The organism is Mitsuaria chitosanitabida ATCC BAA-476 = NBRC 102408 (genome assembly GCF_001598255.1).
In the GTDB taxonomy this organism is placed as follows: Bacteria; Pseudomonadota; Gammaproteobacteria; order Burkholderiales; family Burkholderiaceae_C; genus Roseateles; species Roseateles chitosanitabidus.
Genome location: NZ_BCYP01000018.1, coordinates 319,081 through 331,782, shown reverse-complemented (window position 1 = coordinate 331,782; position 12,702 = coordinate 319,081). Strand labels below are relative to the sequence as shown.

The following is a 12,702-nucleotide window of genomic DNA, read 5'->3' as shown; positions in this document are numbered from 1 at the left end:
CGTCACGAATGCGTCGTTCTTGACGCTTCCCCGGGCGCAGAGCGCTCGGGCAAGTCCCGGGTGACACACGGGGCGGGGCGGAATTTTATAATCGCGCCCATGTCCGTTTTCGCCCTCGGTCTGAACCACACGTCCGCGCCGCTCGACCTGCGCGGACGTTTTGCGTTCACGCTCGAGCAACTGGCCCCGACGCTGCTGCGTTTCCAGGACCAGGTCAGCACCGGCCGCCGCCGCGCGACCCCGGCGGCCGAGGCGGCCATGCTCTCCACCTGCAACCGCACCGAGCTCTACGTCGCCGGCGACGCCGACATGGTCCGCCCCGCCGTCGACTGGCTGGCCCAGCTGGGCGGCGTCGGCAGCGCGACGCTGATGGATCACTCGTACATCGTCGAGGACACCGCCGCCGCGCGCCACGCCTTCCGCGTCGCCAGCGGGCTGGACTCCATGGTGCTGGGCGAGCCCCAGATCCTGGGCCAGCTCAAGCAGGCGGTGCGCGAGGCCGACCAGGCCGGCACCCTGGGCACGACGCTGCACCAGCTCTTCCAGCGCAGCTTCTCGGTGGCCAAGGAAGTGCGCAGCTCCACCGAGATCGGCAGCCACTCGATCAGCATGGCGGCCGCGTCGGTCCGGCTCGCGTCGCAGCTCTTCGAGAACCTGGCCGACATCAAGGTGCTGCTGGTCGGCGCCGGCGAGATGATCGAACTGGTCGGCACGCACTTCGCGGCCAGGACGCCGAAGGCGATCGCCGTGGCCAACCGCACGCTGGAACGCGGCGAGAGGCTCGCCTCGCACCTGAGCGCGGAGGCCTTCCGCCTGGCCGACCTGCCCGACCGCCTGCATGAATTCGACGCGGTGATCTCCTGCACCGCGTCCTCGCTCCCACTGATCGGCCTGGGCGCCGTCGAGCGCGCGCTCAAGAAGCGCCGCCACAAGCCCATGTTCATGGTCGACCTGGCCGTCCCGCGCGACATCGAGCCCGAGGTCGCCCAGCTGGACGACGTCTACCTCTATACCGTCGACGACCTGTCGCAGCTGGTGCAGACCGCCGGTGAGAAGCGCCAGGCGGCCGTGCAGCAGGCCGAGGCCATCATCGAGACCGGCGTGCAGAGCTTCGTGCACTGGCTGGGCCAGCGCCACACCGTCCCCCTGATCCAGGCCCTGCACCAGCAGGCCGACAGCTGGCGCGAGGCCGAGCTCCAGCGCGCCCGCAAACGTCTGGCCAAGGGTGAGGACATGGACGCGGTGCTGGACGCGCTCGCGCGCGGCCTGACCCAGAAGATGCTGCACGGCGCGATGGCCGAGCTCAACGGCAGCGACGGCGAGCAGCGCCTGGCCATGGCGCAGACCGTCTCCCGCCTGTTCCTGCGCAGCAGCGCCAAGGCCCCGGGCCTGCGCGAGGCCGGCCTGGATGCCCGCGGCGGCGACGAGCGCGCCGACTCCTAGCGACGCCCTTCCCGGCCGGTCCGCCCCGCGGCGACCGGCGAGGCCCCGCCCGCTCGGGCCGCGCCTCGATCGCAGCTCGGCATCCCCGTGCCCCCTCTTCCCCGACGCCCGACGGCGTCCCGCACCGGACCCCGGTTCCCATGAAAGACGCCCTGCGCCAGCAGTTCGACCGCCTCGGCTACCGGCTGAGCGAGCTCGACACCACCCTCGCCGACGGCAGCATCGCCGCCGACATGAAGCGCTATCGCACCCTGACGCGGGAGCAGGCGGAGGTGTCCTCGCTGGTCGAGCGCTACCGCCGCTACCTGCAGCGCGAGAGCGACCTGGCCGCCGCCCGGGAGCTGCTCGACGCCGGCGACGCCGAGATGGCCGAGATGGCGCGCGAGGAGATCGCCTCGGCGCAGGACGACCTGGCGCGCCTGGACCAGGAACTGCAACTCGCGCTCATCCCCAAGGATCCGGACGACGACCGCCCGGCCTTCCTCGAGATCCGCGCCGGCACTGGCGGCGACGAGTCGGCGCTGTTCGCCGGCGATCTGACCCGCATGTACACCCGCTTCGCCGAGGCCCGCGGCTGGCGCTGCGAGGTGTTGTCGGCGAATGAATCCGACCTGGGCGGATACAAGGAAATCGTGCTGCGCCTGGAGGGCGACGGCGTGTACGGGCAGATGAAGTTCGAGTCGGGCGGCCACCGCGTGCAGCGCGTCCCGGCCACCGAGTCGCAGGGCCGCATCCACACCAGCGCCTGCACGGTCGCCGTGATGGCCGAGCCGGACGAGGCCGAGGAGATCCAGCTCAATCCAGCCGAGCTGCGCATCGACACCTTCCGCGCCAGCGGCGCCGGCGGTCAGCACGTCAACAAGACCGACAGCGCGATCCGCATCACCCACCTGCCGACCGGCCTGGTCGCCGAGTGCCAGGACGACCGCAGCCAGCACCGCAACAAGGCCAAGGCGATGGCGGTGCTCGCGGCCCGTCTCCGGGACAAGGACCGCAACGAGCGCGCCGCCAAGGAAGCCGCCCAGCGCAAGAGCCTGATCGGCAGCGGCGATCGCAGCGACCGCATCCGCACCTACAACTTCCCGCAGGGCCGGCTGACCGATCACCGCATCAACCTGACGCTCTACAAGCTGGGCGCGATCATGGACGGCGACCTGGAGGACGTGCTGCGCGGCCTGCAGCAGGCGCAGGCGGCCGAGCAACTGGCCGCGCTGGAAGGCGGCACGGCATGAGCGACAGCCCCACCAAGGCCCCCGTCCCGCTGACCGTGCTCGGCGCCGAACGGGCCGCCGTCGCCGCCGGCCTGTCGCGCCAGGAGGCGCAGTACCTGCTGCAGGCGCTGCTGAACGTGTCGCGCGCCTGGCTGATCAGCCATGACGGCGATCCGCTGGACGAGGCCACGACGGATCGCTTCCGGCACTGGCTCGACCGGCGGCTGGACGAGGTGCCGCTGGCCTATCTGGTCGGCGAGAAGGAGTTCTTCGGCCTGATGCTGCGCGTCACGCCCGAGACCCTGATCCCCCGCCCCGACACCGAGCTGCTGGTGCAGTGGGCGCTGGAGCGGCTGGACGGCCCGCGCGCGCCGCGCGTGGTCGACCTGGGCACCGGCACCGGCGCGATCGCCCTGGCGATCAAGTCAGGCCGCGGGGATGCCGACGTCCGCATGGTCGACGCCAGTCCCGGCGCGCTGGCCGTGGCGCTGGAGAACGCGGGCCGACTGGGCCTGGCGGTCGACGGTCACCTGGGCAGTTGGTTCGAGCCGCTGGCCGGCCAGCCGCTGTTCGACCTGATCGTCAGCAATCCGCCCTACGTGGCCGGCGACGACCATCACCTGGACGCCCTGCGCCATGAGCCGCGCATGGCGCTCACCCCCGAGGGCGACGGCCTGGACGACCTGCGCCACCTCGTCCGCGCGGCGCCGGACTGGCTGCGGCCGGGCGGCTGGCTGCTGCTGGAGCACGGCTGGGACCAGGCCGAGGCGGTCATGGCGCTGCTGCGGGCGCGCGGCTTCGTCGACGTCGAGAACCGGCGGGACCTGGGCGGGCAGCCCCGGGCCAGCGGCGGCCGCTGGCCGGAATGACCCTTCCCCATCGATGTAGGGCTTTCACAGTGCGGGAATCAGCGCCGGGATTCCACAACAGTGGGCAAAACACCCCGCGTTTCGATATGGCGCGGTCACCGCGCCGGGCGTAGCATCACCTGACCCGCCCCCGGAATTTCCACCCCTGCCGGGCCCGTCTTCCGTCAGTCCAGGAGACCCCCCATGCGTGCCGCCTCGCTGTCCTTGCGCCTCGTCGCCGTCGTCATCGGCGGTCTCATGGCCGGTTCCGCCTGGGCGCAGCAGGGCTTGCAGCTGCGGGCCAAACCGCAGGCCTTCAGCAGCTGGCAGGCCCGGCTGCAGATCAGCCAGAGCCTGGACGACAACACCACCTCCTACGACGCCCGACGCGGCAGCCGGCTGCTCAGCGCCAACCTGCTGGCGGACTACTACCTGACCGGCTCGGGCTTCGGCAGCGGCACCCGCGGCGGCCTGCGCGCCACCGGCGGCCTGATGCTCGGCCCGATGTCGCTGCTGCAGAGCAGCGGCGGCGTGGCGCTCGGCCGCGGCGCCACCGTCAGCCCCTATCTCTCGGCCGGCAACCGCAACCTCAGCCTGCTGACCGGCCCGGATCGCGAGCCCACCCAGTCGCTGTCCTATGTCGGCCTGGGTTACACCAGCTACTCGCTGCGCAACGGCTGGGGCTTCAGCGCCGACCTGGGCGTGATCGCCCCCGGCGCACCCGGCCTGCGCCTGGGCAACAGCGCCCCGCTGGCCGACCTGTCCGGCGACTACCGCTACAAGCCGCTGGTCCAGTTCGGCGTCAGCTACAGCTTCTGAACCAGGCCGCCCTCGGGCGGCCTGCTCGTCTCGCTCGCCCCGCGCGATTCAGTCCGTCCCTGGCCGGGGCTCCCGCCTGACCGCGGCCGAGCCCGCCGCAGCGGGGACATTCCCGGTGGCCGATAATCCCGCGATCGCGCGGCGTCCCGCTCGCCTGCCCTCCCGTCCTCGGGAGCGGCGCCTGCCGCGTCGCGACACGACATCCGCAATTCCGCATCCGCCACCGCATTCGAGAGGATTCCGCCATGAGCGACGTTCAGCAACGCATCGACGACCTGGTCAAGGGCAACCGCGTCATGCTCTTCATGAAGGGCACGGCCCAGTTCCCGATGTGCGGTTTCTCCGGCCGCGCGATCCAGATCCTGAAGGCCAGCGGCGCCACCGAGATCAAGACCTTCAACGTCCTCGAGGACGAAGGCGTGCGTCAGGGCATCAAGGAATACGCCAACTGGCCGACCATCCCGCAGCTCTACATCGACGGCGAGTTCGTCGGCGGCTCCGACATCATGATGGAGATGTACGAGAGCGGCGAGCTGCAGCAGCTGCTGGCCACCGCCTGATGACGACGCCGGGCGCGCCCGCCGCGAGCCGTCCGCGCCTGATCGTCGGCATCACCGGCGCGACCGGCGCGGCCTATGGGCTGCAGCTGTTGCGCCGCGCCCGCGCGCTGGGCGCCGAGACGCATCTGATCCTGAGCCCGGCCGGCGTGCTCAACGCCCACCACGAGCTGGGCCTGACGCGCGCCCAGCTCGAGACCGAGGCCGACGCGGCCTACTCGCCCGGCGACGTCGGCGCCTGCGTCGCCAGCGGCAGCTTCCCGACGGCGGCCATGGTGGTCGCCCCGTGCTCGATGCGGACGCTGGCCGCCGTCGCCCACGGACTGTCGGACAACCTCATGACGCGCGCTGCCGATGTCACGCTCAAGGAGCGTCGCCGGCTGATCCTGATGGTGCGGGAAACGCCGCTCAACCTCGCCCACCTGCGCAACATGACCGCGGTGACCGAGATGGGCGGGATCATCTTCCCGCCGCTGCCCGCGCTGTATCTGCATCCCAAGTCCATCGACGAGATGGTCGCGGAGACGGTCGAGCGCGTGCTGGAGCTGTCGCAGTTGCCCGGCGCCGCGCCGCAGGCTTGGCAGGGATTGCGCCCGTCCGCCTGAGCGCCTCGGCTCGACCCGCAGGAACGACAACGCCGCCCTCGAGGCGGCGTTGTGCTTTCCAGCCCCTGATCGCTCGGGCGACAGGCGCCGAGGCCGGCACTCGGGTCACCCCGGGGTCAAGTCTTGCCCGGCATCAACCAGCGCTTGCGAGCGCCCATGACCAGGTTCGGATACTCCGGCTTGCCGCGGCTGCCGTTGTAGCGCCCCAGCGCGAGGTAGAGGTCGCCCTTCTCGATGTCGAGGTAGTGGCGCAGGATCACGCAGCCGAAGCGCAGGTTGGTCTGCATGTGGAAGAGCCGCGAGACCTGCCCGTCGCCAATCGAGCGCGTCCAGAACGGCATCACCTGCATGTAGCCGCGCGCGCCGGCCACGCTGATCGCGTACTTGCGGAACCCGCTCTCGACCTGGATCAGGCCCAGCACCAGCGCCGGTTCCAGGCCCGCGCGGGTGCTCTCGTACCAGACGGTCTCGAGGAATTCCAGCCGGGTCTGCGCCTCGCTCTTGGCCTTCTTCAGGCGCTCGCTCATCTCGCCCAGCCAGCGCAGGTAGGCGAGCCGCGGCTCGATCGCGCTGAACTGCGGCTTGGGCGGCGCGTCGTAGGCGATCGCGGCCGACAAGGCCGAGCGCACCGCGTCGGCGAGCGGCTCCTCGACCTGCGCGCCGGCGAATGCCGGGCGCGGCAGCAACGCGGCAGCGCCGCTGATCAGCAAGGCGCGCCGGAGCGCGGACGGAGCGGGATTCATCGGGACAACCAGGATTCGAGCGGCAGGCGGCGGGCGCCGATCACGTGCGCGAGCGCCACGCCGCCGACCCAGTAGGCCAGCGACAACAGCGCCACGACGACGGTGCCCGGCTGCCAGGACAGTCCGGCACCGCTGAAGAGCGCGAAGCTGAGCACCGAGCTCGTCAGATAGAGCGTCAGCGTATGGCGCCCCAAGGGCGCGAGCAAGGCCAGCAGACGCGGGTCGCGCCGCAGGCGCAGCACCACGGCGGGCACGGCGGCGCTGAGCAGCAGCAGGGTCGGGAAGAGATAGAAGATCGCGTACTGGCCGCTGACGAAGGCATCGCCCTCGCGCAAGCCGGGCCACAGCAGCGAGGCAAAGGCGATGTTCACCCCCACGGCGGGCAGCAGCCAGCGACGGGACCATCGCGCGAGCATCGGCTCCCAGCGCGGATGCGAGAACAAGCGCAGCCGCGCCGACATCAGGCCCGCCGCCATCAGCAGCAGCGGTGTCGGCAAGCCGAGGATCACGAAGGCGATGGTGGTGGAGAGGAAGTGACCCGCGTTGCGCAGCGTCCAGTCGGCCCAGGTGGCCGGCTGCGCCAGCGGCGTGGAGGGCACGTGGTCCAGCGTCATGGACGCCATCACGAAGGTGAGCGCGATCACACCCAGCTCCAGCAACAGCAGGACGCCGATCCGCACCTTCATCTCCGACAGGCGAATGCCGGCCCACAGCGCCAGCACCGAGCCCGCGACCGCGTAGAGCGTGAGGATGTCGCCCATGTAGAGCAGCGTGCCGTGCAACACGCCCAGCAGCAGGAGCTTGCCCAGGCGCCGACGGCGGCGCGCCAGTCCGGCCTCGCCGCGGTCCTGGGACAGGCCCTGGCTGTAGCCGAAGAGGAAGGCCAGCAAGGAGATGCCCTTGCCGGCGATCAGCGCGTGCAGGAACCAGGAGACGGCTTCCGCCAGGACGCTGCCCGCGGGCGTGGGCGGGCTCATCGGCCCCATGTCGGGCAACGCGCCGTAGCCGCCCCAGTTCACCGCGACGACCGGCAGCAGCGCGAGCGCGCGCAAGGCATCCACCGCCGCGACGCGCTGCGGCGGACGGGCCGGGCTCACGCCAGGCGTTGCTTCAGATGCGCGACGACGTCGGCGAGCGCCAGCTTGCTGGCTTCGGCGTCACGACGGCCCTGGTACTCGACCTGACCTTCCTTGAGGCCGCGGTCCGAGATCACCACGCGGTGCGGCACGCCGACCAGCTCCCAGTCCGCGAACATCGCGCCGGGGCGCTCGCCGCGGTCGTCCAGCAGCACGTCGACGCCCAGCGCCAGCAGCTCTTCATAGAGCTTGGTGGCGGCGGCCTTCACCTCGTCGCTGCGATCCATGCCGATGGGGCAGATCACGGCCGTGAACGGGGCGATCGCATCCGGCCAGACGATGCCGCGCTCGTCGTGGTTCTGCTCGATGGCGGCGCCGAGGATGCGGGTCACGCCGATACCGTAGCAGCCCATCTCGAACAGCTGCGGCTTGCCGTTCTCGTCCAGGAAGGTGGCGTTCATCGCGGCCGAGTACTTCGTGCCCAGATAGAAGACGTGGCCGACCTCGATGCCGCGCTGGATCGCCAGCACGCCCTTGCCGTCGGGCGAGGGGTCGCCCTCGACGACGTTGCGGATGTCGGCGACCAGATCCGGTTCGGGCAGATCGCGGCCCCAGTTGGCGCCGGTGAAGTGGAAGTCGGCCTCGTTGGCGCCGCAGACGAAGTCGGCCATGTGGGCGACGGTGCGGTCGGCGATGACCTTGAGCGGCTGCTTCAGGCCGATCGGGCCGAGGTAGCCGGGCTTGCAGCCGAAGTGGGCGTCGATCTCGGCGGCGGTGGCGAAGCGGAAGCCGCCCTTCAGGCCTTCCAGCTTGCCGACCTTGACTTCGTTCAGGTCGTGATCGCCGCGCACCAGCAGCAGCCAGACCTGCGACTTGACGATGGTGCCGTGCTCGTCGAGCTCGTCGGTGGCCAGCACCAGCGACTTCACCGTCTGCGACAGCGGCAGTTTCAGCAGCTCGGCGACGTCGGCGCAGGTGGCCTTGCCGGGCGTCGCGGTCTTGGTCAGCGCCTGCGTCGCGGCGCCGCGCGTCGCGATCAGCGACAGCGCCTCGGCCAGTTCGATGTTGGCGGCGTAGTCGCTGGTGGGGCAGTAGATGATCGCGTCCTCGCCGGTGTCGGCGATGACCTGGAACTCGTGCGAGCGGTCGCCGCCGATGGCGCCGGTGTCGGCGGCCACGGCGCGGTATTGCAGGCCCAGGCGATCGAAGATCTTGCCGTAGGCGGCATACATGATGTCGTAGCTGCGGCCGGCGGCGTCCTTGTCACGGTCGAAGGAATACGCGTCCTTCATCGTGAACTCGCGGCCGCGCATGATGCCGAAGCGGGGACGGCGCTCGTCGCGGAACTTGGTCTGGATGTGGAAGAAGTTCTTCGGGAGTTGCTTGTAGCTGCGCAGCTCCTGGCGGGCGATGTCGGTGACGACCTCTTCCGACGTGGGCTGGATGATGAAGTCGCGGCCATGGCGATCCTTCACGCGCAGCAGCTCGGGGCCCATCTTGTCGAAGCGGCCCGTCTCCTGCCACAGCTCGGCGGGCTGCACCACCGGCATCACCAGCTCGACCGCGCCGGCGCGCACCATCTCGCCGCGGATGATGTTCTCCACCTTGCGGATCACGCGCAGGCCCATCGGCATGTAGTTGTAGATGCCGGCGCCCAGGCGCTTGATCATGCCGGCCCGCATCATCAGCTTGTGGCTGACGATCTCCGCATCGGCGGGGGCTTCCTTGAGCGTGGAGATGAAGAACTGGGAGGCTTTCATGGGCGCAGAAAATAAAAGTCCGCGGTCAGCCAGGCCGCCGCGGAAGAACCGGTCATCACCGAGGGTTAGCGATGATCGCGCCGGGCCTCAGCCCCGGTGCAATAATCAATCCAACGAATGATTTGAAGGTTGATTATGCTCGACCGTGAAGGCTTCCGGCCCAACGTCGGCATCATCCTGCTCAACCACAAGAACGAGGTGTTCTGGGGCAAGCGCATACGCACCCATTCTTGGCAGTTCCCCCAAGGGGGCATCAAGCATGGGGAGACGCCCGAGCAGGCGATGTTCAGAGAGCTGCATGAGGAAGTGGGCCTCACCGCAGACCATGTGCGGATCATCGCGCGCACGCGCGACTGGCTGCGCTACGAAGTCCCCGACCACTTCATCCGCCGCGACGCGCGCGGCCACTACCGCGGGCAGAAGCAGATCTGGTTCCTGCTGCAGCTGACCGGGCGCGACAGCGACATGAACCTGCGGGCCACCGACCATCCCGAGTTCGACGCCTGGCGCTGGAACGAATACTGGGTGCCGCTGGAGGCGGTGATCGAGTTCAAGCGCGGCGTCTATCAGATGGCGCTGACGGAGCTCGCCCGCTTCCTGCCGCGGCTGAACCATCACAACCGCTATCTTCGCGCGGGCATGCGGCCGCCGCCGCGCGGCGACCGCTATGGCGGTCACGGGGATCACGATCCGAATCGGCACGAGCAAGGTCACGACCACGGGCACGATCACGGACATGAGCCGGGTCACGACCACGGCCATGAGCCGCATCCGCTCGACGAGCGCGGCGTGCGGGCCCATGAGGGCCTCGAGCCACCGGCGAGCGCCCCCGGGGAGCCGGTCCGCAAGGATTGAGGATCGGATCGACGTGATCCAGACGAACGAACGGGCCTGACGGCCCGTTGTTCTTTTCAGCGTCTGCTCGGCGCCAGCTCGGCGGCGATGCAGCGCCGATTCAGCGCAGGACCAGGTTGTCCCGGTGGATGAGCTCCGGCTCGGCCGCGTAGCCGAGCACGCGCTCGATGTCGAAGGACGGCTTGCGGGCGATGAGGCGGGCCTCGGCGCTGCCGTAGTTGGTCAGCCCGCGCGCGAGTTCGACGCCGTTCATGTCCAGCACCGCGATCACGTCGCCGCGATGAAACTCGCCGGAGACCTCCTGCACGCCGATGGGCAGCAGGCTCTTGCCCTCCTCGCGCAGCTTGATGGACGCGCCGGCGTCGATGCGCACCGAGCCGCGCATCTGCAGGTGATCCACCATCCACTGCTTGCGCGCCGCGAGCTTCGCGGTCGACGCCAGCAGAGCCGTGCCGATCGCCTCGCCGCGCGCCAGGCGCAGCAGCACGTCGGGCTCGCGGCCCCAGGCGATGACGGTGTTGGCGCCGCTGCCCGCGGCCCGCTTGGCCGCCAGGATCTTGGTGATCATGCCGCCGCGCCCCAGACTGGAGCCGGCGCCGCCCGCCATCTCCTCGAGCTCCGGCTTGCCGGCGGTGGCCACGTCGATGAAGCGCGCATCCGGGTCCTTGCGTGGATCGGCCGAGAACAGGCCCTTCTGATCCGTCAGGATGACCAGCGCGTCCGCCTCGACGAGATTGGCGACGAGCGCGCCCAGCGTGTCGTTGTCGCCGAACTTGATCTCGTCGTTGACGACGGTGTCGTTCTCGTTGATGACCGGCACCACGCGGTGCTGCAGCAGCGCCAGCAGCGTCGAGCGCCCATTCAGGTAGCGCTCGCGATCGGCCAGGTCGGCGTGGGTCAGCAGCACCTGCGCGCTGGTGAGGCCCTGCTCCCGCAGCTTGGTCTCGTACATCTGCGCCAGGCCCATCTGACCGACGGCGGCCGCGGCCTGAAGCTCATGGACTTCCTTGGGCCGGCTGGCCCAGCCCAGGCGCTTCATGCCCTCGGCAATCGCGCCGCTGGAGACCATCACCACCTCGCGACCCTCGCGCGCCAGCTCCGCGAGTTGCCGGCACCAGTTGCCGATCGCCTCGGCGTCGACGCCACGCCCCTCGTTGGTCACCAGACTCGAACCGACCTTGACGACGATGCGTCGCGCGTCCTTCAGGACGCCCTTCAATTCGACAGTACTCATGCGCGGGGATGCTCGGAGGAAGTGATGAAGGGGCGTTCGGGCGGCCGCGAGGCCGCCGGATCAGGGCAGCGGATCGAAGCGCGGATCGCGCTCGGGCGGCTTCTCGGCCTTCTCCGCCTTGCCCTTGCCGGCCGTCTTCTTGGCCGCGGGCTTCTTGGCGGCGGGCTTGGCCGCCTTGACCGGGGTCACGTCCTCGACGGCGATGGCTGCTGCGGTGGCCGCCTTGGCCGCTTCCGCCTCGGCCTTCGCGGTCTTGATCGCCTTGGCCTTGGAGGCACGTGTCTTGCGCGTTTCCTGGAACGCCTTGGGCGCGTCAGGGATCGGCTCGTCGAAGCGGGCATCCGGATCCTCGACCGGCGGCGCCTGGATCGCGGCAACGTGGTCGTAGATGGTGCGGATCAGCGGCTCGCAGCCTTCGCGCGTCAGCGCGGAGATCTCGAAGACCGGGCCCTTCCACTTGTAGCGTTTCACGAAGTCCTTGACGCGGCCTTCGCGCTCCTCGGCCGGCACCATGTCCAGCTTGTTCAGCACCAGCCAGCGCGGCTTCTCGTACAGCGCCTCGTCGTACTTCTTGAGTTCCTTGACGATGGCCTTGGCCTCGGCGACCGGGTCCACGTCCGGGTTGAACGGTGCCAGGTCGACCACGTGCAGCAGCACGCGCGTGCGCTGCAGATGGCGCAGGAACTGGTGGCCCAGGCCGGCGCCCTCGGCGGCGCCCTCGATCAGGCCGGGGATGTCGGCGATCACGAAGCTCTTCTCCGGACCGACGCGCACGACGCCCAGGTTCGGATACAGCGTGGTGAAGGGGTAGTCGGCGATCTTGGGGCGCGCGTTGGACACGGCCGCGATGAGCGTGGACTTGCCGGCGTTGGGCTGACCCAGCAGGCCGACGTCGGCCAGCACGCGCAGTTCCATCTTGACCTTCTTGATCTCGCCGGGCCAGCCGGGCGTCTTCTGACGCGGCGCGCGGTTGGTCGAGGTCTTGAAGTGCAGATTGCCGAAGCCGCCGTCGCCGCCCTTGGCCAGCAGCACCGGGACATCGGGCTCGAGCAGCTCGGCGATGATTTCCTCGGTCTCCAGGTCACGCACGATGGTGCCGACGGGAACCTTCAGGATGATGTCCTCGGCGGCGGCGCCGAACTGGTCCGAGCCGCGACCGGCCTCGCCGTTGCGGGCCTCGTGGCGGCGCGCGTAGCGGTAGTCGATCAGCGTGTTGAGGTTGCGGTCGGCCATCGCGAAGACGCTGCCGCCGCGGCCGCCGTCGCCGCCGTCCGGGCCGCCGAAGGGGATGAACTTCTCGCGGCGGAAACTGGCGCAGCCGGCGCCGCCGTTGCCGGCGGCGATATCGATGGTGGCTTCGTCAACGAACTTCATGGGTGGCCTTCGGATCCCGGAGCGGGGCTATCGTAATTCACGACCCCGCGCTCCCGCGCAAGGTCATGCTTTGAATCGGAGCGAGTCAGGGTTCGCCGGGACTCGCGGTCGGCGTGGATCTCGCGGCGACGCGCGATCCGGAAAAAGCAAAGCCCCGGACAAGGCCGGGGCTCTGGG

General features: G+C 70.0%; 11 protein-coding genes and 1 pseudogene. 7 read left to right on the top strand and 5 right to left on the bottom strand.

Annotation, left to right across the window (positions count from 1 at the left end; translation table 11 throughout):
* Positions 1–99 precede the first annotated feature (99 nt).
* The 6 genes from hemA (at position 100) to MCHT01_RS12290 (ending at position 5,483) form a co-directional block, all read left to right on the top strand.
* Positions 100–1,443 carry a glutamyl-tRNA reductase gene (gene hemA, locus MCHT01_RS12315; RefSeq protein ID WP_067065609.1) on the top strand — a complete coding sequence of 448 codons (1,344 nt, stop codon included), beginning with the start codon at positions 100–102 and terminating at the stop codon, positions 1,441–1,443.
* A 140-nt stretch (positions 1,444–1,583) separates the two neighbouring features.
* Entirely contained in the window at positions 1,584–2,675 is a 1,092-nt protein-coding gene (prfA, locus tag MCHT01_RS12310) for a peptide chain release factor 1 (RefSeq protein WP_067065608.1), read from the top strand.
* Complete coding sequence (prmC, locus tag MCHT01_RS12305) at positions 2,672–3,523, top strand: peptide chain release factor N(5)-glutamine methyltransferase (protein ID WP_067065607.1); 852 nt, start codon at positions 2,672–2,674, stop codon at positions 3,521–3,523. The genes prfA and prmC overlap by 4 nt, the downstream gene beginning before the upstream one ends.
* 183 nt (positions 3,524–3,706) lie before the next feature.
* A complete protein-coding gene (locus MCHT01_RS12300; protein WP_067065606.1) occupies positions 3,707–4,321 on the top strand; it encodes a hypothetical protein in 615 nt (204 codons plus the stop codon).
* A 245-nt stretch (positions 4,322–4,566) separates the two neighbouring features.
* Positions 4,567–4,881 carry a Grx4 family monothiol glutaredoxin gene (gene grxD / locus MCHT01_RS12295; protein WP_067065605.1) on the top strand — a complete coding sequence of 105 codons (315 nt, stop codon included), beginning with the start codon at positions 4,567–4,569 and terminating at the stop codon, positions 4,879–4,881.
* Positions 4,881–5,483, top strand: a complete 603-nt coding sequence (locus MCHT01_RS12290) for a UbiX family flavin prenyltransferase (protein WP_067065604.1) — start codon at positions 4,881–4,883, stop codon at positions 5,481–5,483. The genes grxD and MCHT01_RS12290 overlap by 1 nt, the downstream gene beginning before the upstream one ends.
* A gap of 116 nt (positions 5,484–5,599) precedes the next feature.
* Here MCHT01_RS12290 and MCHT01_RS12285 read toward each other — a convergent pair whose 3' ends face one another.
* From MCHT01_RS12285 to MCHT01_RS12275, 3 genes are read right to left on the bottom strand one after another with little or no spacing between them, the layout of a single operon-like run.
* Positions 5,600–6,226, bottom strand: coding sequence for a lytic transglycosylase domain-containing protein (locus MCHT01_RS12285; protein WP_067065603.1), 627 nt, complete (start codon positions 6,224–6,226; stop codon positions 5,600–5,602).
* Positions 6,223–7,323, bottom strand: a complete 1,101-nt coding sequence (locus tag MCHT01_RS12280; RefSeq protein WP_067065602.1) for a DUF418 domain-containing protein — start codon at positions 7,321–7,323, stop codon at positions 6,223–6,225. Before MCHT01_RS12280 ends, MCHT01_RS12285 begins: the two co-directional genes overlap by 4 nt.
* On the bottom strand, positions 7,320–9,062 hold the full coding sequence (locus MCHT01_RS12275; protein WP_067065601.1) for a proline--tRNA ligase: 1,743 nt from the start codon (positions 9,060–9,062) through the stop codon (positions 7,320–7,322). The genes MCHT01_RS12280 and MCHT01_RS12275 overlap by 4 nt, the downstream gene beginning before the upstream one ends.
* Before the next feature lie 135 nt (positions 9,063–9,197).
* Between MCHT01_RS12275 and MCHT01_RS12270 the strand changes: the two genes are divergently transcribed.
* Positions 9,198–9,917, top strand: coding sequence for an RNA pyrophosphohydrolase (locus MCHT01_RS12270; protein WP_084452467.1), 720 nt, complete (start codon positions 9,198–9,200; stop codon positions 9,915–9,917).
* Positions 9,918–10,017: 100 nt separating this feature from the next.
* On the opposite strand, the gene proB is transcribed toward MCHT01_RS12270, so the two are convergent.
* Both proB and cgtA read right to left on the bottom strand, forming a co-directional pair.
* On the bottom strand, positions 10,018–11,151 hold the full coding sequence (proB, locus tag MCHT01_RS12265; protein ID WP_067065600.1) for a glutamate 5-kinase: 1,134 nt from the start codon (positions 11,149–11,151) through the stop codon (positions 10,018–10,020).
* Positions 11,152–11,463: 312 nt separating this feature from the next.
* A pseudogene (cgtA, locus tag MCHT01_RS12260) lies at positions 11,464–12,525 on the bottom strand (Obg family GTPase CgtA); the annotation flags it as partial.
* Between the last annotated feature and the right edge of the window lie 177 nt (positions 12,526–12,702).

Bases quoted from the DNA above. Each gene is read 5' to 3' on its own strand.
- prfA (WP_067065608.1), top strand. From the start codon at position 1,584: ATGAAAGACGCCCTGCGCCAGCAGTTCGACCGCCTCGGCTACCGGCTG.
- hemA (WP_067065609.1), top strand. From the start codon at position 100: ATGTCCGTTTTCGCCCTCGGTCTGAACCACACGTCCGCGCCGCTCGAC.
- MCHT01_RS12270 (WP_084452467.1), top strand. From the start codon at position 9,198: ATGCTCGACCGTGAAGGCTTCCGGCCCAACGTCGGCATCATCCTGCTC.
- grxD (WP_067065605.1), top strand. From the start codon at position 4,567: ATGAGCGACGTTCAGCAACGCATCGACGACCTGGTCAAGGGCAACCGC.
- prmC (WP_067065607.1), top strand. From the start codon at position 2,672: ATGAGCGACAGCCCCACCAAGGCCCCCGTCCCGCTGACCGTGCTCGGC.
- proB (WP_067065600.1), bottom strand. From the start codon at position 11,151: ATGAGTACTGTCGAATTGAAGGGCGTCCTGAAGGACGCGCGACGCATC.
- MCHT01_RS12275 (WP_067065601.1), bottom strand. From the start codon at position 9,062: ATGAAAGCCTCCCAGTTCTTCATCTCCACGCTCAAGGAAGCCCCCGCC.
- MCHT01_RS12285 (WP_067065603.1), bottom strand. From the start codon at position 6,226: ATGAATCCCGCTCCGTCCGCGCTCCGGCGCGCCTTGCTGATCAGCGGC.
- MCHT01_RS12290 (WP_067065604.1), top strand. From the start codon at position 4,881: ATGACGACGCCGGGCGCGCCCGCCGCGAGCCGTCCGCGCCTGATCGTC.
- MCHT01_RS12300 (WP_067065606.1), top strand. From the start codon at position 3,707: ATGCGTGCCGCCTCGCTGTCCTTGCGCCTCGTCGCCGTCGTCATCGGC.